Origin of the sequence: Caldicellulosiruptor naganoensis, from assembly GCF_026914285.1 — a bacterium.
Lineage (GTDB): Bacteria > Bacillota > Thermoanaerobacteria > Caldicellulosiruptorales > Caldicellulosiruptoraceae > Caldicellulosiruptor > Caldicellulosiruptor naganoensis.
Genome location: NZ_CP113864.1, coordinates 1,107,780 through 1,133,163 on the forward strand (window position 1 = coordinate 1,107,780; position 25,384 = coordinate 1,133,163).

28 protein-coding genes, 7 tRNA genes, 1 pseudogene and 1 other annotated feature are annotated in these 25,384 nt (G+C 35.4%); of the genes and pseudogenes, 34 read left to right on the forward strand and 2 right to left on the reverse strand.

The features are described 5' to 3' along the window. The first annotated feature begins 11 nt into the window (after window positions 1-11). The 11 genes from OTJ99_RS05240 (at window position 12) to OTJ99_RS05290 (ending at window position 4,631) form a co-directional block, all read left to right on the forward strand. On the forward strand, window positions 12-227 hold the full coding sequence (locus tag OTJ99_RS05240) for a DUF1858 domain-containing protein (RefSeq protein WP_045164963.1): 216 nt from the start codon (window positions 12-14) through the stop codon (window positions 225-227). 47 nt (window positions 228-274) lie between these two features. Beyond that, window positions 275-348 (forward strand) — tRNA-Gly (locus OTJ99_RS05245). A 46-nt stretch (window positions 349-394) separates the two neighbouring features. Beyond that, window positions 395-470, forward strand: a tRNA-Thr gene (locus OTJ99_RS05250). A gap of 183 nt (window positions 471-653) precedes the next feature. Then, window positions 654-818 carry a 50S ribosomal protein L33 gene (rpmG, locus tag OTJ99_RS05255; RefSeq protein ID WP_045164962.1) on the forward strand — a complete coding sequence of 55 codons (165 nt, stop codon included), beginning with the start codon at window positions 654-656 and terminating at the stop codon, window positions 816-818. A gap of 21 nt (window positions 819-839) precedes the next feature. Continuing rightward, a complete protein-coding gene (gene secE / locus OTJ99_RS05260) occupies window positions 840-1,112 on the forward strand; it encodes a preprotein translocase subunit SecE (RefSeq protein WP_235374611.1) in 273 nt (90 codons plus the stop codon). 57 nt (window positions 1,113-1,169) lie between these two features. Continuing rightward, entirely contained in the window at window positions 1,170-1,694 is a 525-nt protein-coding gene (gene nusG / locus OTJ99_RS05265; RefSeq protein ID WP_045164961.1) for a transcription termination/antitermination protein NusG, read from the forward strand. 34 nt (window positions 1,695-1,728) lie between these two features. After that, complete coding sequence (rplK, locus tag OTJ99_RS05270; protein ID WP_045164960.1) at window positions 1,729-2,154, forward strand: 50S ribosomal protein L11; 426 nt, start codon at window positions 1,729-1,731, stop codon at window positions 2,152-2,154. Between the two features lie 84 nt (window positions 2,155-2,238). Further along, window positions 2,239-2,931: a 50S ribosomal protein L1 gene (gene rplA / locus OTJ99_RS05275; protein WP_045164959.1), complete on the forward strand. Its 693-nt coding sequence runs from the start codon at window positions 2,239-2,241 to the stop codon at window positions 2,929-2,931. Window positions 2,932-2,951: 20 nt separating this feature from the next. Beyond that, window positions 2,952-3,149 (forward strand) — a sequence feature (ribosomal protein L10 leader region). An 18-nt stretch (window positions 3,150-3,167) separates the two neighbouring features. Then, entirely contained in the window at window positions 3,168-3,692 is a 525-nt protein-coding gene (gene rplJ, locus OTJ99_RS05280; RefSeq protein ID WP_045164958.1) for a 50S ribosomal protein L10, read from the forward strand. A gap of 39 nt (window positions 3,693-3,731) precedes the next feature. Next, entirely contained in the window at window positions 3,732-4,121 is a 390-nt protein-coding gene (gene rplL / locus OTJ99_RS05285; protein WP_045164957.1) for a 50S ribosomal protein L7/L12, read from the forward strand. A gap of 138 nt (window positions 4,122-4,259) precedes the next feature. After that, a complete protein-coding gene (locus tag OTJ99_RS05290) occupies window positions 4,260-4,631 on the forward strand; it encodes a hypothetical protein (protein ID WP_045164956.1) in 372 nt (123 codons plus the stop codon). A gap of 103 nt (window positions 4,632-4,734) precedes the next feature. On the opposite strand, the pseudogene OTJ99_RS12495 reads toward OTJ99_RS05290, so the two are convergent. Beyond that, window positions 4,735-5,803, reverse strand: a pseudogene (locus OTJ99_RS12495) (ABC transporter ATP-binding protein); the annotation flags it as partial. A 222-nt stretch (window positions 5,804-6,025) separates the two neighbouring features. Between OTJ99_RS12495 and OTJ99_RS05315 the strand changes: the two are divergent. The 5 genes from OTJ99_RS05315 (at window position 6,026) to OTJ99_RS05335 (ending at window position 11,872) form a co-directional block, all read left to right on the forward strand. After that, the gene (locus OTJ99_RS05315; RefSeq protein ID WP_235374608.1) at window positions 6,026-8,056 is read left to right on the forward strand and encodes a cation-translocating P-type ATPase; all 2,031 of its coding nucleotides are present in this window, start codon (window positions 6,026-6,028) and stop codon (window positions 8,054-8,056) included. Beyond that, window positions 8,034-8,582, forward strand: coding sequence for a cation transporting ATPase C-terminal domain-containing protein (locus OTJ99_RS05320; RefSeq protein ID WP_235374607.1), 549 nt, complete (start codon window positions 8,034-8,036; stop codon window positions 8,580-8,582). Before OTJ99_RS05315 ends, OTJ99_RS05320 begins: the two co-directional genes overlap by 23 nt. 96 nt (window positions 8,583-8,678) lie before the next feature. Next, the gene (locus OTJ99_RS05325; protein ID WP_045164955.1) at window positions 8,679-10,331 is read left to right on the forward strand and encodes an FAD-dependent oxidoreductase; all 1,653 of its coding nucleotides are present in this window, start codon (window positions 8,679-8,681) and stop codon (window positions 10,329-10,331) included. 13 nt (window positions 10,332-10,344) lie between these two features. After that, window positions 10,345-11,019 carry a 2-C-methyl-D-erythritol 4-phosphate cytidylyltransferase gene (gene ispD / locus OTJ99_RS05330; RefSeq protein WP_045164954.1) on the forward strand — a complete coding sequence of 225 codons (675 nt, stop codon included), beginning with the start codon at window positions 10,345-10,347 and terminating at the stop codon, window positions 11,017-11,019. Window positions 11,020-11,062: 43 nt separating this feature from the next. Next, entirely contained in the window at window positions 11,063-11,872 is an 810-nt protein-coding gene (locus tag OTJ99_RS05335; RefSeq protein ID WP_045164953.1) for an Asp23/Gls24 family envelope stress response protein, read from the forward strand. A 12-nt stretch (window positions 11,873-11,884) separates the two neighbouring features. Here the strand turns inward: OTJ99_RS05335 and OTJ99_RS05340 are convergent, their stop codons facing one another. Further along, a complete protein-coding gene (locus tag OTJ99_RS05340; protein ID WP_045164952.1) occupies window positions 11,885-12,643 on the reverse strand; it encodes a DUF6062 family protein in 759 nt (252 codons plus the stop codon). Window positions 12,644-12,830: 187 nt separating this feature from the next. Between OTJ99_RS05340 and OTJ99_RS05345 the strand changes: the two genes are divergently transcribed. The 18 genes from OTJ99_RS05345 (at window position 12,831) to OTJ99_RS05430 (ending at window position 25,382) form a co-directional block, all read left to right on the forward strand. Next, window positions 12,831-15,203, forward strand: coding sequence for a Lon protease family protein (locus OTJ99_RS05345; RefSeq protein WP_045164951.1), 2,373 nt, complete (start codon window positions 12,831-12,833; stop codon window positions 15,201-15,203). A gap of 5 nt (window positions 15,204-15,208) precedes the next feature. Then, window positions 15,209-15,712, forward strand: a complete 504-nt coding sequence (locus OTJ99_RS05350; RefSeq protein ID WP_045164950.1) for a nitroreductase family protein — start codon at window positions 15,209-15,211, stop codon at window positions 15,710-15,712. Window positions 15,713-15,744: 32 nt separating this feature from the next. After that, on the forward strand, window positions 15,745-16,140 hold the full coding sequence (locus tag OTJ99_RS05355) for a secondary thiamine-phosphate synthase enzyme YjbQ (protein WP_045164949.1): 396 nt from the start codon (window positions 15,745-15,747) through the stop codon (window positions 16,138-16,140). A gap of 123 nt (window positions 16,141-16,263) precedes the next feature. Further along, a tRNA-Leu gene (locus tag OTJ99_RS05360) sits at window positions 16,264-16,348 on the forward strand. A gap of 275 nt (window positions 16,349-16,623) precedes the next feature. Then, complete coding sequence (locus OTJ99_RS05365; RefSeq protein ID WP_045164948.1) at window positions 16,624-17,583, forward strand: tyrosine-type recombinase/integrase; 960 nt, start codon at window positions 16,624-16,626, stop codon at window positions 17,581-17,583. Window positions 17,584-17,591: 8 nt separating this feature from the next. Further along, window positions 17,592-17,714, forward strand: a complete 123-nt coding sequence (locus OTJ99_RS05370; RefSeq protein ID WP_268748481.1) for a hypothetical protein — start codon at window positions 17,592-17,594, stop codon at window positions 17,712-17,714. 15 nt (window positions 17,715-17,729) lie between these two features. Next, window positions 17,730-17,921 (forward strand): hypothetical protein, encoded by a 192-nt coding sequence (locus OTJ99_RS05375; RefSeq protein ID WP_235374606.1) that lies wholly within the window; start codon window positions 17,730-17,732, stop codon window positions 17,919-17,921. Window positions 17,922-18,316: 395 nt separating this feature from the next. Beyond that, a complete protein-coding gene (locus OTJ99_RS05380) occupies window positions 18,317-18,529 on the forward strand; it encodes a helix-turn-helix transcriptional regulator (RefSeq protein WP_045164947.1) in 213 nt (70 codons plus the stop codon). 290 nt (window positions 18,530-18,819) lie between these two features. Further along, window positions 18,820-19,041, forward strand: coding sequence for a helix-turn-helix domain-containing protein (locus OTJ99_RS05385; protein ID WP_045164946.1), 222 nt, complete (start codon window positions 18,820-18,822; stop codon window positions 19,039-19,041). A gap of 143 nt (window positions 19,042-19,184) precedes the next feature. Further along, window positions 19,185-19,511 carry a hypothetical protein gene (locus tag OTJ99_RS05390; RefSeq protein ID WP_045164945.1) on the forward strand — a complete coding sequence of 109 codons (327 nt, stop codon included), beginning with the start codon at window positions 19,185-19,187 and terminating at the stop codon, window positions 19,509-19,511. A gap of 82 nt (window positions 19,512-19,593) precedes the next feature. Continuing rightward, window positions 19,594-21,423 (forward strand): DnaB-like helicase C-terminal domain-containing protein, encoded by a 1,830-nt coding sequence (locus OTJ99_RS05395; protein ID WP_045164944.1) that lies wholly within the window; start codon window positions 19,594-19,596, stop codon window positions 21,421-21,423. Beyond that, entirely contained in the window at window positions 21,395-22,312 is a 918-nt protein-coding gene (locus tag OTJ99_RS05400) for a hypothetical protein (protein WP_045164943.1), read from the forward strand. The genes OTJ99_RS05395 and OTJ99_RS05400 overlap by 29 nt, the downstream gene beginning before the upstream one ends. Window positions 22,313-22,516: 204 nt before the next feature. Beyond that, a complete protein-coding gene (locus OTJ99_RS05405; protein ID WP_235374605.1) occupies window positions 22,517-23,251 on the forward strand; it encodes a hypothetical protein in 735 nt (244 codons plus the stop codon). 1,012 nt (window positions 23,252-24,263) lie between these two features. Next, window positions 24,264-24,353: transfer RNA gene (locus OTJ99_RS05410), tRNA-Leu, on the forward strand. 5 nt (window positions 24,354-24,358) lie between these two features. Beyond that, window positions 24,359-24,434 (forward strand) — tRNA-Met (locus tag OTJ99_RS05415). Between the two features lie 20 nt (window positions 24,435-24,454). Beyond that, window positions 24,455-24,531: transfer RNA gene (locus OTJ99_RS05420), tRNA-Met, on the forward strand. A 29-nt stretch (window positions 24,532-24,560) separates the two neighbouring features. Then, window positions 24,561-24,635, forward strand: a tRNA-Glu gene (locus OTJ99_RS05425). Between the two features lie 135 nt (window positions 24,636-24,770). Continuing rightward, the gene (locus OTJ99_RS05430; RefSeq protein WP_045164940.1) at window positions 24,771-25,382 is read left to right on the forward strand and encodes a TetR/AcrR family transcriptional regulator; all 612 of its coding nucleotides are present in this window, start codon (window positions 24,771-24,773) and stop codon (window positions 25,380-25,382) included. Window positions 25,383-25,384: the final 2 nt, after the last annotated feature.

Below are 25,384 nucleotides of genomic sequence, written 5' to 3' on the forward strand. Positions count from 1 at the left end.
GAGGCAAGAAAATGCCGAGAATAACTCCTGATACAATTATTGCTGATGTGCTCAAAATTGACAGAGGAACTATTCCTATATTTTTGAACAATGGGCTTCATTGTTTAGGATGCCCATCAGCACAAGGTGAGAGCATTGAAGAAGCTTGTGCTTTGCATGGGATAGATGCTCAAAAGCTTGTTGATGAGTTAAATGAATATCTCAAAAGCAAAGGGTTGTTAGATTAAAAAACTCTTTACATCTTCAAAAAATAGTATTAAAATATAATTACGATGCGGGTGTAGTTCAATGGTAGAACACCAGCTTCCCAAGCTGGTAGCGTGGGTTCGATTCCCATCACCCGCTCCAGGAGTTAAAAATAAAGGGGGTAAAAAGCCCCTTTATTTTTATAAATGCCCACGTAGCTCAGTAGGCAGAGCGTCACCTTGGTAAGGTGGAGGTCGCCGGTTCGATCCCGGTCGTGGGCTCCATTTTAGTTGTTGACAATTTTAATTGTTTATGATAGATTTAAAAAGTCAAATAAAAAAGGCATATTTTTTTTTGCTAATTTTGTGCTTGCAATTGAATAAGAGATGGTAATACAAATCTAAGCTGAAAACAAAGAAAGCAGTCATTTTAAAAGGTTTTAGGGTAGCGGAGGTGAATAGAATAAAATGGCAGCAAAAGGGGCGAGGATGATAATTCATCTGGAATGTTCAGAGTGCAAAAACAGAAATTACACCACTGAAAAAAACAAGAGGAATGACCCAGACAGGCTTGAGCTAAGAAAGTACTGCAAGTTTTGCCGAAAGCACACCATTCATAGAGAAACCAAGTAGTTAAAAAAAGAGGATGTGTGGATGATGGTGGAGAAGAAAAAAGTAGAAAAACCAATTGTAAAATCCGTTTCTAACAGAAAAAAAGTAACATTTAAAGAATGGTGGACAAAAACAGTAAAGTTTTTTAGAGATGTAAAAATTGAAATGAAGAAGGTAGTATGGCCTTCTCGAAAGCAAGTTATGAAACACACAATTGTTGTTTTAGCGTTTACGTTATTTTTCACAGTATTTATTTTACTGGCTGACGTCGTGTACGAGCAGCTTATCTTTAAGTTATTACTTAAGGTAAGATAGCAATTCCAGTAGAAGAATCAATTAAGAAAAAGGAGGGCGGGCTTTTAGCCCTTCAAGATGAGTGATAAGGAAGCAAAGTGGTATGTTATTCATACCTATGCTGGGTATGAAAACAAAGTAAAAGCAAATTTAGAAAAGATAATTGAAAATAGAAATCTTTCTGATAAAATATTAGATATCAGGATTCCTACTGAACTTGTGACAGAAATTAAAGATGGCAAAAAGATTGTAAAAGAAAAAAAGAAATTTCCTTCGTATGTTTTAATTAAAGCTGTAATGGACAATGACATCTGGTACACAATTAGGAGTGTAAGAGGTGTAACTGGGTTTGTAGGACCAGAATCTAAACCCACTCCTCTTACCGATGAAGAAATTGAGGCAATGGGTATAAAAGAAGAAGTGATTGAGGTATTTGATATTGAAGTCGGTGATAATGTAAAGGTCATCTCTGGTCCATTTGCAGATTTTTATGGGCCTGTAATTGAGATAAATAAAGAAAAAAAGAAAGTAAAGGTAATGCTGAATCTATTTGGAAGAGAGACGCCTGTAGAGTTTGATTATCACCAAGTAGAAAAGTTTTAACATAGACAAAAAGGTGGGAGGTGACAGATTCAAAATGGCGAAGAAAGTTTTAACACAAATTAAGCTTCAGATTCCGGCAGGAAAAGCAACGCCAGCACCACCAGTTGGACCAGCATTAGGTCAGCATGGTGTTAATATTATGCAGTTTTGCAAAGAGTTTAATGAGAGAACAGCAAAGGATGCTGGGCTTATTATCCCAGTTGTTATAACAGTATATTCTGATAGGTCATTTACATTCATTACAAAAACTCCACCAACATCAGTTTTACTGAAAAAAGCTGCGGGAATTGAGAGTGGTTCACCAAAACCAAACAAGCAAAAGGTTGCTACTTTGAAAAGAGATGTAATCAGAAAGATTGCTGAACAAAAGATGCCAGACTTGACAGCTGCATCATTAGAAGCAGCAATGAGAACTATCGAAGGAACTGCGAAGAGCATGGGAATTGTTGTGGAAGACTAATTTGTCCTCGCACAGCTTTTGAGAAGAAAGTGGGAGGTTATTTAAAACCGCAAATACCACAACGAAGGAGGTTTTGAAGTAGGAATGTTCAGAGGCAAAAAATATCAAGAAGCAGCAAAACTTGTTGACAAAACGAAGTTATATGATCCAGAAGAAGCTATTGATTTAGCTTTAAAAACATCTTATGCTAAATTTGACGAAACAGTAGAAGTGCATGTAAGACTCAACGTTGACCCAAGACATGCAGACCAGCAAGTAAGAGGTACGGTTGTTCTTCCAAATGGAACAGGTAAAAGTGTAAGAGTACTTGTATTTGCAAAAGGTGACAAGGCAAAAGAAGCCGAAGAAGCTGGTGCTGATTATGTAGGAGCAGAAGAACTTGTTGCAAAGATTCAAAATGAAGGTTGGACAGACTTTGACGTATGTATCGCAACACCTGATATGATGGCTTCAGTCGGAAGGCTTGGTAAAATATTGGGTCCAAAAGGTCTTATGCCAAACCCAAAATCAGGAACAGTAACAATGGATATTGCAAAGGCTGTAAAAGAAGCAAAAGCTGGTAGAATAGAGTTTAGAATTGACAAGACGGGTATAATTCATTGCCCAGTTGGAAAGGTTTCATTTGGTAAGGAAAAGCTTCTTGAGAACTACAGAACACTTATGGATGCGATAATCAAAGCAAGACCACCTGCAGCGAAGGGACAGTTTATAAGAAGTATTACTGTTGCAACTACAATGGGCCCAGGAATAAAGATTAATCCATTAAAACCAATGTAATTTCGAAAAAAATAGCTAAAAAAGTGAATATTCTACAACCGAAGACAGTAGGTGCAAAGCACTAATGAAAAAGTGCTTTGCTTAAAGTTTGCCTACCGAGGTTGTAATTATTTTACGTCCATCGGCTAACAAGATGTGTTTAATCTTTATTGTTAGCCGAAGGCAGGATAATTACAGCCTCTTTAAGGTAAACTTAAAGAGGCTTTAATAATTTATGGATACAGGAGGTGAGTTTATTGCCAAAATCAAGGCAATTGAAAGAGCAGCTTCTGGCTGAGTACAAAGAAAAGCTTTCGAAAGCAAAAGCAGGTGTCATTGTGTGCAATCATGGAATTACAAGCGAACAGGATATTGCTTTGAGAAAAAAGTTTAGAGAAGCTGGAATAGAGTACAAAGTAGTAAAGAAGACGCTCTTTACGTTTGCAGTTAGGGAGAATAATTTGTCAGAGCTTGAGCAATTTTTTGAAGGACCAATTGCTGTTGCATTTTCTTATGATGATCCTGTAAAAGTGGCAAAAGTTTTAAAAGAGAGTGCAAAAGACCTTGAAAAGTTAGAAATTAGAGGCGGGTTTATTGAAGGCAAGATTATTTCTGCAAAAGAGGTTGAGGCACTTTCAAAACTTCCATCAAAAGAAGAACTGGTTGCAAAGATGCTTGGTGGCTTGAATGCTCCTATGTCTGGGCTTGTTTATGTACTCTCTGGTACTATTCGAAAGCTTGTTCTGGCACTCGATGCTATTGCTAAAAAGCAGAGTGCTTAACATAAATAAAAAAATTTTAAAATGGGAGGTTGTTTGAAGATGGCAAGCGAAAAGGTTCAAAAATTAATTGAAGAGATTAAAACACTGACAGTTTTAGAACTTTCTGAAATGGTAAAAGCATTAGAAGAAGAATTTGGTGTTACAGCAGCAGCTCCAGTTGCTGTTGCAGCAGCTCCAGTTGCAGGTGCTCAGGCAGCAGCTCCAGCAGCTGAGGAGAAGACAGAGTTTAATGTTATCTTGGCAGATCCTGGCGCTGACAAGATTAAAGTTATCAAAGTTGTAAGAGAGATTACTGGTCTTGGTCTTAAAGAAGCAAAGGACCTTGTGGATGGTGCTCCGAAGCCAATTAAGGAAAATGTTTCAAAAGACGAAGCTGAGCAGATTAAGAAGAAGTTAGAAGAAGTTGGTGCAAAAGTTGAGCTCAAGTAATTAAAGAGGGCAGGGAGATTTCTTCCTGCCCTTTTCAATTTTGAGGTGAAATTTTACTGAGATTGTGGTATTATAAAAGCATATGAGATTGGCCTTATTGTAAGTTTAGAAATTATCAAAAGAAAGGTTGAGAAAAAAATGAATGAAAAGTACTTAGAAATTATTCAAAAGGTAAATGAGCTCACATCTACAATGTCAGAGGTTTTCGACCACATTGTGAATGTTCAGATTCCAGAGCTCAGGTTTGAAGATTCTTTTTATCTTCTAAACGATATTATTGAGGCTTTTTTGAGTATTTCAAATGCCCTGAAAGTAATTCAAACTGAATTTGATGTACGAAGTGCAATGTCTTTAGAAGATGAAATACAGAAGAGTTTAGAAGAGCTTCTTGAACTGTACAAAGAACCTGACAGTGAAAAACTTTTAAAAAAGTACAAAGATGATATGATTCCGTTGTATAAAAAGTGGCAAGATGAACTTTTGCTCTCAATCAACAAATATCAAGCATAAGACAGGCTTAAAGATTTAAGCCAAGAAAATTTAAACAAAAGACAAAAAAGAGGCTGAAACTCATTTTTTTGAGAACAGCCTCTTTTTACTTATCTTGGCTTTTTCATTTTTCAAAGTACTTAAACTGCGATGTATAAAGATTATAATAAAAGCCTTTTTTCAAGGAGTTCCTGACGGTTTCCCTCTTCCACAATTTGTCCATTGTGAATTACAAATATCCTATCAGCATTTCTAATTGTTGAAAGCCTGTGGGCAATAATTATTGAGGTTCTGTTTTTTGTAATTCTTTCAATAGCTTCTTGAATGAGAACCTCGGTTTGAGTATCCCCAGCAGATGTTGCTTCATCTAATATCAGAATTTTTGGGTCAGCTAAAAGAGCTTTCGCGAAGGCAATGAGCTGTCTTTGGCCAATAGAAAGTCTGCTTCCTCTTTCATTTACTCCTGTGTCATAGCCATTTTCCATTTTCATTATAAACTCATGGGCATTTACGGTCTTTGCAGCTTTTATTACCTCATCCATTCTACTAAAACTCTTCCTTTTGAGACGTCATAAAAACGAGGTATAAGATTTACAAGTGATGATTTTCCTGAACCAGTTGGGCCCATGATAGCTACTTTCATTTTAGGTTTTATCTCAAAGTTGATATCTTCTAAAACGAGATTTCCAAAGTGTTTAAAATATACGTTTTCAAACTTGACCCGGCCCCCTTTGACTTCATATGAGGTAGGCTTTCCTTTGATTTTGATTGGTGTGTGCAAAAGTCCAAAAACTCTTTTACATAAGGCATTTGCTCTTTCTACCATGCTAAATAATCCATCCCAATGACATAAGAGGCCATACAATTGCCCAACAAATACCCTTGAAAAGTCATAAGAGTACCAATTGTGATTGATTTGTTTATCACCATAAAACCACCCAATGCAAAAATAGTCAAAACAAGCAAAGAGGTTACAACTTCAATCATAGGAAAGAACCTTCCCCAGATAAGTCCCACAAGAATGTTTTGTTCCTTTTAGTCTTGGTTTGCTGATGAAAATTTTTCAATTTCAAAATCTTCTTGTGAAAGTGCCTTTACTATCCTTATGCCAGTTATGTTCTCTTGTGTGGCTGTGTTTAGCTTTGAATACTTTTCGCGTATCTTAATAAATCTGGTCGTATCGTTTTATCAAAATTTTTTTAGATTGTCCACCTGAAGAACATCTACCAATATTTGTTTTTATAATTTTTGCTTTATGAAATTTCAATACTATTGTAACCTTGCGACATCTAAAAATAAATATAAGAGTTTTAATATTTAGCTCAATTTTTTAAGATACTCTTTGCTCATCATAAAAGTTTGAGTCTTTTAATAATATTGTTTATAGATACTTGACAGGAATTAAAATTTTATAGATGATAACTAAACTTCTTGAATTTCATGAAAGAGGGCTTTTGTCTGAAAAAGCAAAAAAGAATATTGAAAGATTTGGACTAAATGAAATAAAAGTCGAAAAGAGGAAAAGTACGTTTTCGATTTTTTTGGACCAGTTTAAAGGCATTTTGGTCGTAATATTAGCACTTTCTACAGCAATGTCATTTTTGCTTGGTGAGTTTTTGAATGCTGGCGTCATCTTTTCTTTGATAATCCTAAATGGGATATTAGGGTTTGTGCAAGAGTTTAGAGCCGAAAAGGCTATAGAATCACTAAAAAACTACATCTCATATAAAGCAAAAGTAGTAAGAGATGGTAATATAGAGGAAATAGAAACCAAATTCGTAACAGTAAATGACATAGTTATTATTGAAGAAGGTGACAAAATTCCGGCAGATGGTATTTTATTAAGATCTTTTTCCTTAGCAGTGAATGAATCAATTTTAACTGGTGAATCGCTGCCAGTTGAAAAGGATGAAAAAAATGAAAATAGGCTGTATATGGGTACTTATGTTATAAAAGGAAAAGGTATAATGAAAGGAACATCAATTGGGCTTGAAACGAAAATGGGTAAAATTGCCAAAGCCCAGGCTGAGATTGAAGAGTATAAAACACCTCTTCAAAAAAAGCTTAGCCAGCTTGGCAAACAACTTGCCTTAGTTTGTCTTAGCATATGTGCTGTTATCGTCGTATTAGGAATTTTAAGAAAGCAAAACATCTATGATATGTTCATGGTAGGAATTTCTTTAGCAGTTGCAGCAATTCCTGAGGGTCTTCCTGCTGTGGTGACAATAACCTTGGCAGTAGGAGTTCAAAGAATGGCAAGGAAAAATGCGCTTATAAGAAAGCTTTCAGCGGTTGAAACATTGGGTTGTGTAAACATTATCTGTTCAGACAAGACAGGAACTCTGACTGAAAATAAGATAACTGTTAAAAGAATAGAAACCATTGACATGAGTATTGAAGTCGAAGGAACGGGGTATGATTTAAAAGGAAGAATATTGTTAAATGGGCGAATTGTGAAAAATCAAGTACTTGATTATTTGGTTATGTGTGCAATCAACTGTAATAATGCTGAATTTAGTAACTATAAAGACAAACAATATAAAGTTTCAGGCGATCCAACTGAAATAGCTCTTTTAGTTCTTGCCAAAAAATATCGCGAAACATTAAACAAAGGTGAAAGAAGATTAGAAATTCCATTTGATTCTCAAAGAAAGTATATGGGAGTTTTTGTGAAATACGAAAATGCTAAAATTCTTTTTGTAAAAGGTGCGTTTGAAAAACTAATTGAAAAGCGCAGGTTCTATATGTGCGAGGATGGCACTATAAGGCAGCTTGGTTATAATGAAAAGAGAGTTATTACAAAAAAGAACGAGTTGTTGTGTATGTCCTCTATGAGGGTTTTACTTTTGTGTATGAAATTTGAATCGAGTACTGTTGACAACATGATATTATTAGGACTTGTGGGGATGATAGACCCTCCGAAAAAAGGAGTTAAATTGGCAATTGAAAAGGCAAAAAAAGCAGGAGTCAAGACTATTATGATAACAGGCGACCACAAACTGACAGCATTTTCAATTGCAAAAGATTTGAGCATTGTTTCTTCATTTGACGAAGTGGTAGATGGTGAAGAACTTGAGAAAGACGAAAAGATATTAGAAAAGAAGATTGACAAGATTACGGTATTTGCGAGAGTTGATCCTTTGCACAAATTAAAGATTGTGAGACTTCTCAAGAAAAAAGGGAACATTGTTGCAATGACAGGTGATGGAGTAAATGATGCCCCGGCAGTAAAGGAAGCTGATATAGGAATTGCAATGGGACTTAGCGGAAGTGATGTTACCAGAGAGGCTGCTTCAATGATTTTGCTCGATGATAATTACACTACTATTGTTCATGCAATTGAGGAAGGGAGACTTATTTACAGCAATATTAGAAAATTTATAAAAATACCTCCTTGCTTGCAACATTGGAGAGGTTCTGATAATGCTTTTTACCTCCATTTTTAATCTACCAATTACACTTTTGCCAACGCAGATTTTATGGGTAAATCTTGTAACAGATGGTCTTCCCGCAGCAGCTCTTTCAATGTCAAAAGGTGATGATACTTTTATGAGACAAAAGCCAAGACCAAGAGATGAGAGCATTTTTGCAGGGGGACTGTCAAAAGAGATAATTTTAAGAGGTTTCGCAATTGGCTTTTTTGCAAGCCTTTCATTTTACCTTCCTATTATGAAAGGATATGATATAAAAACAGCAAGAACAGTAGCATTTGCAACTCTTGTTTTATCACAACTTATTTATTCATTTGAATGTTCAACCCCAAAAAGAAACATTTTCAACTTGCTGCATGGAAGTTTATATCTACTATTTAGTGTAACTGTATCATTTGTATTATTTTTACTGGTAATTTACATACCACAGCTGGGTATAGTATTTGAAGTAAGTTGCTTGGGATTTCTGGAGTGGATGATTATCATAATTTGTTCATTATTTCCTTTTCTGCTTCATTCTATATTTGCAAAAAATATCTAAAGTGATAAAATAATATAAGAAGGTTATTTGATAAAAAAATGTCATATTCGAAATCAAAGAAATAAAAAATACTATGAGAAAGGAGATTTGAAAAGAATGAAGATTGTGATAATTGGAGGCGTTGCAGCTGGAGCATCTGCTGCTACAAAGGCGCGCCGAACTAATGAAAATGCTGAGATTATTCTCTTTGAACAAGGAGAATATGTGTCTTTTGCAAACTGTGGACTTCCTTATTATGTTGGAGGAACAATTCCAAAAAGAGAAAGTCTACTGGTGGTAAGAGAAGAACTCTTCAGAAAGCGATATAATATTGATGTGAGATTGTTGTCTCAAGTAATAAAAATTAACCGAGACAGAAAAACAGTTACAGTTTTAGATAAAAAAAATAATACAACTTATGAAGAAAACTATGACAAACTGATTATAGCAACTGGTGCAAGGCCTTTTGTTTTGCCGTTTTTAAAGGATTGTGAAAACTCTTATACCTGCTTTACGCTCTATGATGTAGATAGAATTAAAGAAGATCTCGCAAACAAGCATGTCAAGAAGGCTGTTGTAATTGGAGCAGGATATATTGGTATGGAACTTACTGAACAGTTATGTGAGATAGGGCTTGAATGTACAATTGTAGAGTTAAAAGACTCAATCTTGCCACAGTTTGACAAAGAGATGACAAACCTAATTTTGGATACACTGAAGACCAAGGGAATTGAAGTTAAAACTGGGGTTTCTGTAATTGATGTTAAAATTGAAAATGGTATTGCAAAGAAATTGGTACTTTCAAATGGTGAAGAGATTGAATGCGATGCAGTATTTCAAACAGCTGGTGTAATTCCAAATGTGGAACTTGCAAAAGAGGCAGGGCTTGAAGTAAACAGGGGTATTGTTGTTAACAGCAAAATGCAAACATCTGATCCTGACATATATGCAGCAGGAGATGCAGTTGAAGTCAAAAGCATTATAACAGGCAAAAATGTATGGATACCACTTGCAGGTCCTGCTAACAAGCAAGGAAGAGTTGCGGGGTGTAATGCAGCAGGTGGTAATTTGGAATTCAAGGGTGTTGTAGGTAGCTCTATTATCAAGGTGTTTGATTGGGCTTTGGCGAAAGTAGGGCTCAGCGAAAATGAATGTAAATCACTTGGGCTTGACTACAATGTGACAATTGTTCATCCTCTTCACCATGCAGGGTACTATCCAGGTGGCAAACAGCTAACTATAAAGCTTATGTTTGATAACAAAACTGGCAGAATTTACGGTGCAGAGATTGTTGGGAAAGATGGAGTGGACAAGCGCGCAGATGTAATTGCAACTGCTATATATGCAGGGCTTACAGTATTTGATTTAGAAAATCTTGACCTTGTATATGCACCGCCTTTCTCTTCAGCAAAAGACCCTGTTATAATGGCAGGTATGACAGCTGCAAATATCGTAAGAGGCGAGGTTAAGAATGTCTTACCTGATAAAGTATATGACCTTCTTGATAACAAAGAATATTTTATACTTGATATCAGAACTCCAGAAGAGTATGAATTTGGGCACATTAAAGGTGCAGTGAATATTCCAGTTGATGAGCTAAGAGGAAGGATAAATGAGCTTCCGAAAGACAAAAAGATAATTGCTTACTGTGGAGTTGGTTTTAGGTCATACCATTCATGTTTGATTTTGAAGGCAAATGGATTTGACTGTTTGAATATGAGTGGTGGCTGGACTTCGTGGAGAATGTACTATCCTGATTCGGTGGAATAATGGGGGACTTAAAATGACTACATTTGCTATTGTATGTGCTGCAGGTAGTGGCAAGAGGTTTGGGGGCAAGACCCCCAAACAATTTTTATTTTTAAAAGATAAGATGATAATTGAATATTCACTTTCTGTTTTTGAAGCCTCACCTTTTATAGACGGTGTTGTAATTTTAATTCCAGACGGTTATAAAGAAATTGGGAATCTACTTAAAGAAAAGTACAAAAAGATTCTTTTTTGGAATTATGGAGAAGATGAAAGAGCAAAGACGGTGAAAAAAGGTCTTGATCTTATAAAAGGTATGTGTGACTTTGTGGCTATACACGATGCTGCCCGACCTTTCATTAACTTGCAACTAATAGAAAAGTTGGTTTTAGAAGTAAAAGATAGTCTTGCAGTTGCACCAGCTGTGTCAGCAAAAGATACTGTAAAGTATGTTACTGATGGATATATTCAAAATACTATTCCAAGGGAGAATGTTTACTTAGTCCAGACTCCGCAGGTTTTCAAGTTTGATTTGATTTACGCAGCATATGAAAAATTTAAAGATGTTTGTTTTACTGATGATTTGCAATATGTGGAGGCAATTGGGGTAAAGCCTAAGATAGTCGAGAGTACCGGCTTGAATTTTAAGATTACTACACAAGAAGATATGATTTTTGCAAAGGCAATTGCTGAACAACTTTTAAAATAGTAAAATAACTTTTAAGAAATTTTGAAGAAGAGGTAATTTGATAGTGAAGGTATATGCACTGGTTGGGCCAAGTGGGTCAGGGAAGAGTTACAAAGCCTTGATTGTTGCTAAAATGATTGGTGCAGAAGCGATTATCGATGATGGCATTTTGGTGTACAATTCAAAGCTTATAGCAGGGAAATCAGCCAAAAAAGAACCTACATATTTAGCCTCTATAAGGAGAGCTCTTTTTATGGAAGAGGAGCATGCAAATGAGGTAAAGGAAGCTATAAAGAGTCTTTCAATCAAAAGTATACTAATTTTGGCTACTTCAAAACAGATGGCACAAAAGATTGCCCAGCGTTTAGAACTTGGGAAAATAGAAAAATTTATTGATATTCATGAGGTTTCAAGTGAGATAGAAATTAAAAAAGCAATGACAACAAGGAACAAAGAGGGAAAGCATGTGGTGCCAGTACCTACATTCGAGATAAAAAAAGATTTTTCAGGGCTGTTGATATATCCTTTGAGACTTTTTAAAAGGATAAATCTCAACGACTACATTATTGCTGAAAAAACAATCGTAAGACCTACATTTAGTTACTTTGGTGAATACACAATTTCAGAGAATGTATTAATTGCCTATATAAAAAATGTTTTAAAGAAAAATCCAAATATAGCAAAAGTCTTATCAATAGATTTTGCTATGAAGAACAATCTTTTGTATATAAAAGTAGAAGTTATATTGAAATTTGGTTGTAATATTAAATCAGAACTTGAAAAGATTCAAGAAAAAATAAAAGAGGAAATAGAATATTATACATCCATAAATGTGGAATACATTCATCTTGTTGCAAAGGGTGTACAGGTTTAACTGAAGAAATTTTCATTTATACTTTCCCAATTTTTCAATTGCGTTTATGAGAGAATTTCTAACTTCATGAGGAATTACATTATTTGCATTTCTGTAATCAAACTGTTTGTTAAATTCACAAATGTTTTGGTAAAGGCGCGAGATTGCGTCAAGTTCAATCTTACAAATCTTTTCAACAAAGTGATCAAGATCTCTTGAGTGTAGGTGGTTTTGAGAAAACTTAAGTAAGTCGCATAAGTGGTAAAGACAAAACCCTTTTGAACTGAGAACTTTCTGTTGAAAATCCTTTTTTGTTTTCCACATAAAAAAGAATACGTCAAAATAATTTTTCATTCTTGCATTAATTCTTTCACAGATAACGCACTGAGAGTTCGTATTTTCGAAAAACTTAAGCAGGTCCTTTAGAAGATTTTCTTTAGATGTCTTATTGTTCAATATTCGTTTTAGAAACCCTTCTTTTTTTTGAGAATTTGAAGATATAAAATGCGAAGAAAGAATCTTTTCAAAATTGGTTTTTATTTCGTAAAGGTGGGTTTCTAACATGAGACCATAAGGAAGTTTATTTTTTTGCTCAAGTAACATATGAAAGTGTCTTGAGCAAAAACCTTTTTTGTTTGTTTCCACACGAGAGTCGACTTCCATTACACTCTCACCGAGCACAATTTCTAAACACTGTTTTTCAAAGTTGTTTTCGAGATAACAAAATGCACATTCACAATCAACCGAGAATGCATCATTTACAGGAATCATGTATATCTTTTCATCAGCCATTGTATTTTCAACTCCTTTGAAAGTTTTTACTTTTCTTTATAAATTTTTGACACAAGATAAAAATATGATAACATTTATTTTACAATTTTTGCTGCTTAGGCTCAATACCAATTTTTTTATGGAATATTTATAGAAAATATGGGTATAAAATTCTTAAAGATGAATTAAATACTGGAGTGAGGTATTAATGAAAGTTACGCCCGAAAAATTAAAAAGGTATGTAGACTTGTCTGAATTTAATTTCAATACCACTGAGGAAATAGAACCACTTAGAACGATAATTGGCCAAGAAAGAGCGAGAAAAGCCTTTGAGTTTGGTCTAAAGATTAGTACAAAAGGATATAACATCTATATGTGTGGTCCGACTGGTACTGGAAAGACAAGTTTCGCAGAAAGCTATCTTAGAGAAATTGCAAGACAAAAACCTGCACCAAATGACTGGGTATATGTATATAACTTTTCTAATCCTGACTCACCAATTGCAATTAGCCTCCCCAAAGGAATGGGAAGAGTGTTTAAAAAAGACATGTCAGATTTTATAGAGGCAGTTATTAACGACCTAAAAAAGGTGTTTGCAAGTGAAGAGTATGAAAATGACAAAAATAATGTCTATAATGAATATCAAGAAAAAAGAACTCAACTTTTAGATAACTTAGCTGAAGAAGCAAGGAGATATGGATTTGAGATAAAGTATACACCAAGTGGTGTGTATTTCATTCCAATTGTGGATGGAAGAGCTATTTCAGAGGCTGAGTATCCTGAACTTGAAAAGTCAATAAGAGATGAGATAGAAAAAAAGATTAAAAAACTTCAACTTGAAACACAAGAAGTCTTAAAGAAGATAAAACTTCTTGAAAAAGAGTTAAAAGAGAGGATAAAAGAGCTTCAGAAAAAAGTGGCAGTGTTCACAATAAGCCATTATGTTTATGAAATCAGAAACAAGTATAAAGAAAATCAAAAGGTACTTGACTTTATTAATAGTGTTACAAATGATATAGTGGAGAATCTTGATGATTTTTTGGACAAAGACGATGATGAACAAAACTTGCCGTTTCAGTTTCTTCCGTATAAAAAGACTTCTAACATAGACAAATACAAGGTAAACGTAATTGTAGACAACTCAGACTTAGATGGAGCACCAGTCGTGTATGAGGTAAATCCAACTTACTACAATCTCATAGGCAAAATTGAATATGAAAATGAAATGGGGAATGTTCTGGTTACTGATTTTACCAAGATAAAAGCTGGTGCAATCCATAGGGCAAATGGTGGGTATCTGATACTTCAGGCGAAAGACATTTTAAGCTATCCTCAAGCGTGGGAAGCATTGAAAAGAGTTCTAAAAACGGGTGAGATAGTCATTGAAAATCTAAAAGATATTTATGGGCTTTTTATTACATCCACTTTAAAACCTGAACCAATACCTGTTGACTTAAAAGTAGTTTTAATTGGAAGTGAATATATTTACAACATTTTATATACTTACGATGAAGATTTCAGGAAGCTGTTTAAGATTAAAGCTGACTTTGATAGTGAAATGGAATATAATCAACAAAATGTATATAAGATGATTCAATTTATAAGTTCATTCTGCAAAAAGGAAAATGCTCTACCGTTTTCGAGGGAAGCAGTGGAAAAAGTAGTAGAATATTCATGTAGACTTGTTGAAAATCAGGAGAAGCTTTCAACACGCTTTAATGATATAGTTGAGATATTGGCAGAGGCAAATACTTGGGCACAACTTGAAAAAAGCGATGTAGTTAAAAAAGAACATGTAATAAAGGCAATTTGTGAAAAGGAATATAGAAGTTCAAAGTATGAAGAGAAAATAAATGAAATGATTGAAGATGGAACTATTCTTGTTGATGTGGATGGATACAAAACCGCCCAAATAAATGCTCTTGCAATTCTGGATGTTGGTGATTATGTCTTTGGTAAACCTTCGCGTATAACAGTTACCACCAGCAGCGGCAGAAGTGGTATAATAAATATTGAGCGAGAGGTGCAGATGTCTGGCAAAACCCACAGCAAGGGAATAATGATAATCTCAGGATATATTGCAGAAATGTTTGCTCAAGATATGCCACTTACACTAAATGCAACCATATGTTTTGAACAGCTGTACTCTGGCATTGAAGGAGATTCAGCCTCAGCTGCTGAGTTGTGTGCTCTTCTTTCTGCTTTGAGTGATGTTCCAATTTACCAGGGAATTGCAGTAACAGGTTCAGTAAATCAAAAAGGGGAGATTCAGCCTGTTGGTGGTGTGACAAAGAAGATAGAGGGATTCTATTATGTTTGCAAGAAAAAGGGGTTTACAGGAAAGCAGGGTGTGATAATTCCATATCAGAATATAAAAAATTTAGTTTTATGTGACGATATTGTGGAAGATGTTAAAAATGGCAGATTTCATATCTGGGCGGTAAAAACAATTGATGAAGCCATGGAGATTTTGACAGGGAGAAAATTTGATGAGATTATAATGCTTTCAAAACAGAAGCTTAAAAAATATTTAGATAATCTTACAAACGTAAACTCCCAATATAGAGAAAAGGAGGAATGATTTTAATGGATGTATTAGAGATACTAAAAAGTAGAAGAAGCATTAGAAAATACAAAAAGAATATGCCCCTTGACAGAGAGACCATTGAAAAGATAATTGACGCTGCACGCTTTGCGCCAACAGCTCGCGGAAACCAAGGATGGGAGTTTGTTGTTGTAACAGATGATGAACTAAAAAAACAGATTGCACAAAAGGCACGTTATGGAAGGTTTATAGAAGATGCGTCGTGTTGTGTTGCAGTCTTATATGAAAAAGGGTTTGAATATATTTTAGAAGACATGTCAGCAGCTTCGACTTACATCTTAATCGCAGCAAAAGCACTGGGGCTTGGTAGTTGTTGGGTTGCAAGTTATAAGAAAGAGCACTCTGAGGAGGTAAAAAGGCTTTTGAATGTTCCAGACCATTTAGAATTATGTGCTTTAATTAGCATCGGATACCCTGATGAAGAACCTGTAAGAAATAAAAAAGAACTATCTTCCATATTACATTGGAATCAATACAAAAGGTAAATTTTATTTTAGGAGAATGGGGGTTAAATGAAATGTTCAAAGAGCTTGAGATAAGGACAAGGGATAGGATTGACTTTGTAGATATTACAAATAAACTCAAAGAGATTGTAAGACAATCAAATATTGAAGAAGGGCTTATGACAGTATTTATACCTCACACTACAGCAGGTGTTACAATTAATGAACATGCTGACCCTTCGGTTATTAGTGATATTAAAAAGCAACTTGAAAAATTAGTGCCTTTAAATAATGGTTATAGCCATAGCGAGGGAAATTCTGATGCACATATAAAAGCAAGTTTGATAGGCTCATCTGTCAATATAATAATTAGAAACGGTGAGCTTATGCTTGGTACATGGCAGGGGGTATTTTTCTGTGAATTCGACGGTCCGAGAAGAAGAAAAATTTACGTCTATATAAAGCAATAATAGGGAAGCCTGAACACCTGCCAAATTAGACACCTTCTCATTTTAAAAATGGCGGGTGTTCAGAACTTTTATTGCATTTGACAAAGCAATAACCTTGTGCTAAAATAAATTACGCAAAGACAAGCGGGTATGGCGGAATTGGCAGACGCGCTAGACTTAGGATCTAGTGGCAACAGCCGTGGGGGTTCAAGTCCCTCTACCCGCACCAAAAGATAAACACTCTTGACAAGTGAAAGGAAAGAGATTAAAATATATAATTGCGATGCCGGAGTGGCGGAACTGGCAGACGCACAGGACTTAAAACTACCAAATATGGATGTAATTAGAAACTAAGAATTATCAAGGCTTTGAACATTTTAAATTTACACAATTGAGTAAAAAGGTCTGTTATGGTCATGAAATAAAAACAGGAGAACAAAGTATTATCCAAACGCAACCACCAAACACCGAAAGAATAAAAGTAGGTGTGAGGTGGTTTTTATTATGCCTAAACAACTCAAAGTCAACAATTCAAATTCAGATTGGGAAGACGCATTACAGCTTTTCTTATCTTACAAAAAAGCACAAGGTAGAAGTGATTTAACGATTAGGGACTATGAACGTCACATCAGTTCATTTTTTAGACGTTACCCAGATTGCTTTAATGACACAGAGAAGTTAAGAAAGTGTTTGATTGAGTATTTATCGCAACCAATGAAACCAGTGACTTACAATCTGAGAATGAAAAACTTAAAAGCCTTTTTAAATTGGTGTGTTGAAGAAGGGATTATTCCGTCAAATCCCATTGCTAAATTCAAGCCAAGAAAGACAGATGACAGAATTGTTGAAATTGACATTGAAACACTTCAAAAGCTACTCCAGTTACCAGATAGAAAGACATTTGCTGGTTTACGTGATTATGCATTGATGTTATTGACACTTGACACAGGAATAAGACCTAAAGAAGCCTTTTCATTGCTAAAAGACCATTTTGATTTTAAGAATTTGCAGGTTGTAATTCCTTCAGATGTAGCAAAGACAAGAGTATCAAGAGTGCTGCCAATCTCACCAGTAACAGCAAACGCAATAAAAAAACTCATCTCTTCAAGACATCCCCAATGGGATGACAGCGTTCCTGTATTTTGTTCAGTATCAGGAAAGCCTTTAAACAGGTATAGATGGAATGAAAGAATGAGAGAGTATAGTAAACAATTAGGTGTGAAAATAAGACCATATGATTTAAGGCATATGTTTGCTTTGCTGTATCTCAAAAATGGTGGTTATGAATTGAGTTTGCAAAAGATAATGGGACATACAACATTGGAAATGACAAAAAAGTACGTCCACTTTACCCAGAAAGACCTACAAGAAATTCATGCAAAGGCAACACCGATTAACACTTTGCTAAAACAACCCTTAAACAGGGTTGGGAATATAAAAAATCAAAATAAAAAGAAAGAGTGAGTTTAAAGATGTTATACCATTTTTATGATGAGGAAAGCAAAATAGACTTCTTTGTTGGCTACAGTGACGTGTTTAAAGACAATCAGGTTGCAGGTGGTGGTTGTTTAATTTTAGAGGAAATGGGCATTTAAAATGTTTATCTTCAAGTGAACAGAAAAATTGACAGAGACAAAAGAATAAAAGCGAGGTTTAAGCTATTAGAAGGGATTGATAAGGCTTTAGGAATGTTACCATTTCAAAGTAGTGTTGTAAGAGTGTATGCCGACGAGGACAAGCTTTCAGGTGTAATTGCTGTAGTGGACGAAAAAGAAGACGCAGAAGTTGTTATGACATACTGAGACAAAAAAGTTGTATGCACAAGTTTAAGCAACCTGTTTTATGTAAACTTTGTCAGGTAGAACACATGTTTGAGTATACCTTAATAGGGTATGGTATTAAGAAAAGAAAATAGCAATACCAAGCATTTGAATTGATGGCAAAATGCACAATAAAAATGAAGTATTCACTGCTATAAGTCATTGTTTTACCTTTTATTTCAACAGTATCAAGGTTTTGCATATAGTGCAATTTTCACATAATAGCTAAAAAAATAAGGGTTTTGCAAGAGTTGTGGTATAATAATATATAGAAGGGTAAAAAGTGAATACTTTTAAAAGCTGCCTTCAGAAGAAGTTTTAAGCTTCTTTGGGGCAGCTTTTATTTTTGAAAAACACAGGAAAGGGGTTGTTTTGAGATGACAAAATTAGAATATTTGAAAAAACAGCATAATTTATCATCAGCTAAACTATCTTTGGCAGCTGGTATTAATTACACCTTGTTGACTTCAATTGAGAGAGGGGAAAGAAAAGCTTATCCAAAAATTAAAAGGAGATTAGCCGAATTTTTCAATGTGGCAGAAGATGACTTGTTTAATGAAGATGGGTCGTTGAAAGAGATTGAGGATTAATCTTTTTCAAGTAACAATTGTGCAAAATCACGATTTTTAGAGGCAATTTATAGCTTCTAAAAGGAAAATCAGAAAGTAATTTAAGAAAAAAGTAGTTTTTTCAAGCACTAAAACATTTGTGCAAAATATGATTGTAAGGTGAGTATAAAAGTGGGAAATTATTAACAACTATGAGTTCTTTTGCTACACTATATTTAGGTTGAAGTAATTTTTAAAGAACAAGATATTGATGTTGCCCATTACTTTGAATATATTAAGTAGTGATAAAAAAAAAAGAAGGAGTGATATTTATGACAGTTTTAGAAAAAATTAGAAAAGACAAGGGATTATCTCAAAGCAAGTTAGGACTTGCAATCGGTGTAAATCCTAACCTAATTTCACAAATCGAAAGGGGTTGGCGAAAACCTTATCCAAAATTATTGCAGTCTCTGGCAACGTTTTTGGGTGTGTCCATAGAAGAAATTGCAAATCCAGATGGCACACTAAAGGTGGTGGACAGCAAAACGGCATAAAAAAAAAAGTGGTTCTTTTTTAAAACCACTTAAACAAGAAACAATTTTATTCTCCATTTAATTTTAATTATATCACAGCCAAAAGTCAAGAGTTATCAAAAAATAGTAGGCAATTTTCTGAAAATGAAAGGGGGTTTACAAAAATGTTAATGAAAGTTTACAACAAATTTTTGCAACGCGAGGTTGTAGCTGGTGATTATAATTCCAGCGAAAAAGTCTTTTACAAAGAAGTTTTTACACGCAGCAAGTTACTTGTCCTAAATGCGTATGGAATTGAAAAGTGCGTTGTTGAAAAACTCAAGGAAAGAGGTTGTAAGCTAATACGGATTGAGGAGGTAGATACAGGAAATATCTTTGAAATTGACTTTGACAAGTTTATCGAAAAAGCTATTTTGCGTACATTTGGCAATTCCACGGAACAGTATTATTTGCCGCTAAAATACTTTACAAAGGTTGAAAAGGCTTCTTAAAATCCTTCGCTGCCCTATTCGGTTACCGGTAGGGCGGCTTAATTGGTCTAAAATCAGCAAAACAAAAAAGGGGGGGCACAAAGTGGAAGCTAAAGACATTGTAAAGGCAATCAAAGAAAAAATTGATATTGTTGACTACATAGGACGGTTTTTGTTCTTACAAAAGGAAGGTAGCAGCTACAAGGCTATCTGTCCATTTCACCCAGATAAAAACCCATCGTTTTATATCAAGCCCAGCGAACAGTTTTTTCATTGCTTTGGCTGTGGCGTTGGCGGTGATGTCATCAAATTTGCCCAGCTTTACCATAACATATCCTTTGGGGAGGCAATTAAGATGTTAGCCGAGGAAATAGGTTTGCCTATTAGTGATAAGCAAGCAGAAAACTTTACGCAAGACCAAAAACTTTCTCATGACCAAATTGTAGCATATGTCGAAATATGTTCACAATGTGCAAAACTAACAAACTATTTCGCTGATAGGGGAATTTCACCTACCCTAATTGAGAAGTACAAGCTGGGATATGATGTTGAAAATAACGCAATTGTACTACCTATCTTCCAAGACGGGCAGATAATAAGCTATGTGCGTCGCAATCTTGATGATAACAAGCCACGTTATGAATTCCCTAAAGGACACAAAGCGATACCTTTCAATTTGGACATACTCAAAGACGACCTGCAAACTAACGTTTTTATCACTGAAGGAATTTTTGACGCATTAACAATTGAAGCAGCAATTGGACAGCCAGCAATCGCACTAAATGGCTGCGAAAATCAAAACGAGTTTGTACAAATCCTAAATCGTATTAAGCCAGAGAACAAGAAGTTTTTTATCCTGTTTGACAACGACGAGGCAGGCAGCAAAGCAGCAAAACAACTTTTTGATAAGATGAAAAAACAGTATGAAGTGGCTATTTGTAGATGGGAAGGTGCACCTTACAAAGACATCAACGAGTTTTGGCAAAACTCTCAAGACGAGTGTATAAAGTTTTTAAAATGGCAGCTTAAAGCGGCTTTTTATCCCTATGCACTCATTAATTTTGCTGCCCAGTATGTTGATTTTCTCAAGTCTGATAAATTCAAAGCTATTTCCACAGGATTTAAGCAATTAGACGATGTGTTAAATGGGGGTTTTGTACCAGGAAACCTGTATGTCTTTGGTGCAAAGCCCAGCGTTGGTAAAACAACGTTTTTGTTGCAACTTATAGACAACTTCTTACAGCAAGGTTATGAGTGTGTCTTCCTATCTGCCGAAATGCCAAAAGAAGAGATTTTGACAAGGATTTTTTGCCGTGAATATGGGCTTAGAAAGGCAAACGTGAAAGTCCCTGCTTTTGACTTCTATCGCAAACTCAGGACAAGAACAGCAAGAGAAGAAGAAATGCAAGAGTACATGAATGTTGTCAGAGATTACACCCAAAAATTTGCTTTCAAGCTGCATATTGTGGAAGAACAAAAGCTTGACGATGTACCTTATATTCTTGACCGATTACAAAAACCTATCTTGTTCATTGATTACTTACAGCTTCTCCAACCAGCAAAACCATATCAAAGCGATAAGCAACGAGTTGACCTGATAATGCAAGAGTTGTTTGAAATTAAAAACAAGTTTTTACTCCCAGTTGTAGCTATCAGCAGCTTGAATAGGGAAAGCTATGACGACGATGATATAAAAGCTTTCAAAGAATCTGGTTCAATTGAATATGGAACAGCAGCCGCTTTCCTAATGAAAAGAGATGACGACAAACCTATTCACGATGACTACAAAGGTAATGGTTATACAATCAAATTCAATTGTGTCAAAAACAGATATGGCAGCATAGGGGATGACATAACAATGCGATTCTGGGGTGGCATATACCTATTCGAGGAGGTTGAAAACAGTGAGAGAAAACCAAGCTTTGACAAGTAAATTCATAGCCGAAATTAACCTTGCCATCAACCCAATTGTACCCTTTAGGGGAACAGCAACATTACAAAATGGCAAAGTCTTTTGGGAAAGTAAAACCAGTGAAGGCGGTATCATAAAAGGCATGAGTACGCGTACCCTAACAGAATTTGACCGAGAAATTTACTTTGCTATCCTCACCTATAAGGTCGAGAATGGTATTATCGACAACACTTTTGAAATTCCCTTGACCTACCTTTTGAAAAAGAAAGGACTTAAAGTTTGCAAAGCGAATAAACAGAAACTTTTTGAGACCCTTTATACCCTTTTCCAAACAGGAATCCAAAGAGAGGAGTTTTATCGTCCCAATGGAGAGAGGAAAAAAGAAAGCTTCTATTTGCTGACTTCTTTAAGTTACTGTTACAAAATCCTCAAAGAAGACAAAGAAGAAGAACGCAAAATAGGAGAAAATGATAGCTGGCTGCCTACCCAAGAAGGGAAGTACGTCAAGAAGGTCAAAGTTAGCATTCCACCTTCTATCAATGAAAACATCAATTTGCGTTACCTAATTTTTGGCGATTATCGAGTAATTGAAAAAATCAACAAAAACCAAGTCGCAAAGCGAATTTACTACTACTGTTTAAGTCGTTGCCGCAAGAACAATACACACAAACGTAACAAGGCAGCATTCATAAATGACATAATCCCCGAAAAACCATTAGAACAAGCAAGACCTTTAGTCATGCAAGCTTTGTCCTTGCTACAACAGTTAGGAGTGATTAGCTACCACTTTGACCTAAAAGATAATATCATCCTGCAAATAACCGAGAAAGCACAAAAACATCTGGATGTTATAAATATACAGCTTGAAAAGTATAATTATACAGTCACACAGCAAGAAAAGCGGGAGTAATTACCTATGAAAAGCGGGAGTATTTACCTACGAAAAGCGGGAGTAATTACCTGACTTTTAGGGGACGCAAACCCTTGAAAATTCTGAGTTTTTCCCTTTTAAACTTAAACATAAATAGGGAAGGGGTAAACCCTTCCCTAACTGAATGAATAAAAATTACACACATGCTTTTCCCCTGCTTGAATAAAGTTGCAAACGCAAAAGGTGGAGGTTGCTGGTATGCGACCGTGGGAGTGGCTTGCCCTAATTGAAGAGTCCAAGAATGTTGCAAACAATGTTGGCGTTGCTGCTGGTTGTCCATTGGTTGCTACTGTTATAATGGACAAGGCAGCTATAACGCTGGTTAACCAAGTTAACCCAGTAAAAGCAGCAAGTAAGCAAGTTAACCACACAATAAGGCTTATGACTGAACTTGAAATAAGGGAAGTTGTAACAAAACAAAAGCCTTCCTACTTTGCAAAGCTGAAAAAGAAGGCTTATGACAAGCAACTTTGCAGTAAGGAAGGGCATTTCTGGGCTATGATGGAGAGACTATCACAGGAGTTTGGAAAGAAAACTCCCAGTGAAAATGATTTGCAGCTGTACACAAAATTTGCAAAGTGTGCACAGCGAGAATGGGAAATTGAAAAGCTACAAACTTCCCTAAAAGTCAAGTGTCCTGCATGTAACGGTATAGATTTTGAGTTTGCCGAAAAAAGGCAGCAAAAGGGGTTTGTTTGCTTACAGTGTTTGAAAACAACGGGTAGAGTTGAATTTGTGGTTGGCGTTAAAATCGAAAACGATGTGACAGAATGGGCAGAACGCATAACATTAGGAACAGGACACCTTGTCCCTAATAGCAAGTGTACACGCTGCGGTGCAAGTTTTAAATGGTTTAGCAGCGACAAATGGGAAGGCTGGCTTTGTAGTGGTTGTGGCGAGGAATTTATAACGTGCTAAAAGGCTTTAAAACGTGCATTAATTAGCAGGGACGTATCAAAATACGTCCTTTGTGTTTTTCGTTCAAAAGAAACCGGTTTCAAAGGATTTTGTCTTAAAAAATTGCCTTTGAGATTAGAAGTATCAAGGAATAGAAGGCAATTTATTTCTAAACAAGCAATATCAAGACTTTTCAGGTTTTGTTGAAAAATGGTATTTGCAATATAGAGACTGAATTGTTTATGTTAAGGTGTGAAGGTTATAAAAAGCTGGCAAATTCTTGAAATAATTTACATAAGTTGACAGTTAAAATACTGGGCAGGGATAGTAAAAGACTGGATTGAATGAGGTTAACATAATGCAACGTTTTGCACAAAATGAGTAAACTTTAGTGGGGTATTGGGTTTACACATCCAAGCCTTGAGAGATGGCTAATTGAGAATGATTTTCAATTAGAAAAATAGGGTCAAACTGCGTTATTTTGTAACTGGTAATGAAGAAGATAGGGCAGTTTACAGAAAAGAAAATAAATTACAACAAAGATGATTATTAGCATTTGGAAAGCCAAAGCTATGGCATAGTAAGACAAATAAGGTGACGTTGTAAATTTATGTTTGCACAAAATAGCATTTTTGTGCAATGTTAAAATATAGAATTGATTTCTGGCAGCAAGTGTAAGGAAAGTAAAGCCATGAAGCAGCCAAAAGCAAGGTGTAGGGGCAAGAAATTGAAGAAGGTTCATTGTTGCGTGCTGCCTTTAGCCGATATTTTGAAGCATAAAATTAGATGTTATGATATGCTGTTATGGCAACAGATAGCAATTAAACTCAAACAAATTTTCTCTATTGAGAATTCTTTACTTTGGGGTTAAACTGATAACGAACAAACCATACAGGATTTTTGAATGTTTTAATTTGAGAACACTTAAAAGTCCTGTTCGGTAAATGAGTTTTTTAAAGGTGTTTGGTGGTTTTTGCGAGTAAAAAAACTCTTGACAATGCTTGAAAACCCTATTAAAATATATAATTGCGATGCCGGAGTGGCGGAACTGGCAGACGCACAGGACTTAAAATCCTGGGACCTGAATAAGGTCGTACCGGTTCAAGTCCGGTTTCCGGCACCAGATATCGCGGGGTGGAGCAGCTGGTAGCTCGTCGGGCTCATAACCCGAAGGTCGGAGGTTCAAATCCTCCCCCCGCAACCAAATATAAATATAATGGGAATGGCGGCGTAGCTCAGTTGGCTAGAGCATGCGGTTCATACCCGCAGTGTCAGCGGTTCGAATCCGTTCGCCGCCACCATTTTATGTTAAGAGGACATTTAAAGATATGGCCCCGTGGTCAAGTGGTTAAGACACAGGCCTTTCACGCCTGTAACAGGGGTTCGAATCCCCTCGGGGTCACCAAAACAGAAAATATGAGCAAAAAGGGCTTTGTTAAAAGCCCTTTTTTATTTTAGTTGTAAAAAATACAAAAATTTTTTATAATAAAAAGTAAGTAAGTACTTACTGAAAAACTTAGGGGAGGAGAAGATATTAAAATTGAGGAAAAGTGAAGATACTAAGAACAGAATAATTCAATCAGCCATAAAGTTGATTTCACAAAATGGTTATGCTGCCACAACAACAGCTCAAATAGCAAAAGAAGCAGGTATTTCTGAAGCTACACTGTTTAAGTATTTTAAAGACAAGGAGAATTTACTTCATAAAGTTGTAAGTGTTGCCCTGACACAAATCTTAGATTCTATTGCTCTTTCTCCTTTTAAAGAAAATATCAAAAAGAACAAGGATTTAAAAGCTTCTGAATTTTTGAGGTCAATTATAAATGAAAGACTTGAAATGCTGGACAAAAACATTGACCTTTTTAAGATTATTCTAATAGAAATTAATTATAATGACTCTCTCAAAAATGAGGTTATAAAAAATATGGTGCCTAAAACCTGTGAGGCAAAGGGTTTGATTGAGAGGATACTAATACGAAAAGGGAATATTTCAAAAGAGATGGCAAAAGGCATTTCAAGAATGATGATAGGCACTCTTCTTACTTTTTTATTCCAAAAATATATTCTGGGCATTGAGACAACAAGTGATGAGATTGAAGAGGAGATAGAAAATGTATTAAATGTGATAAAAAAGTCTATTGGGGAGGAGTAAAA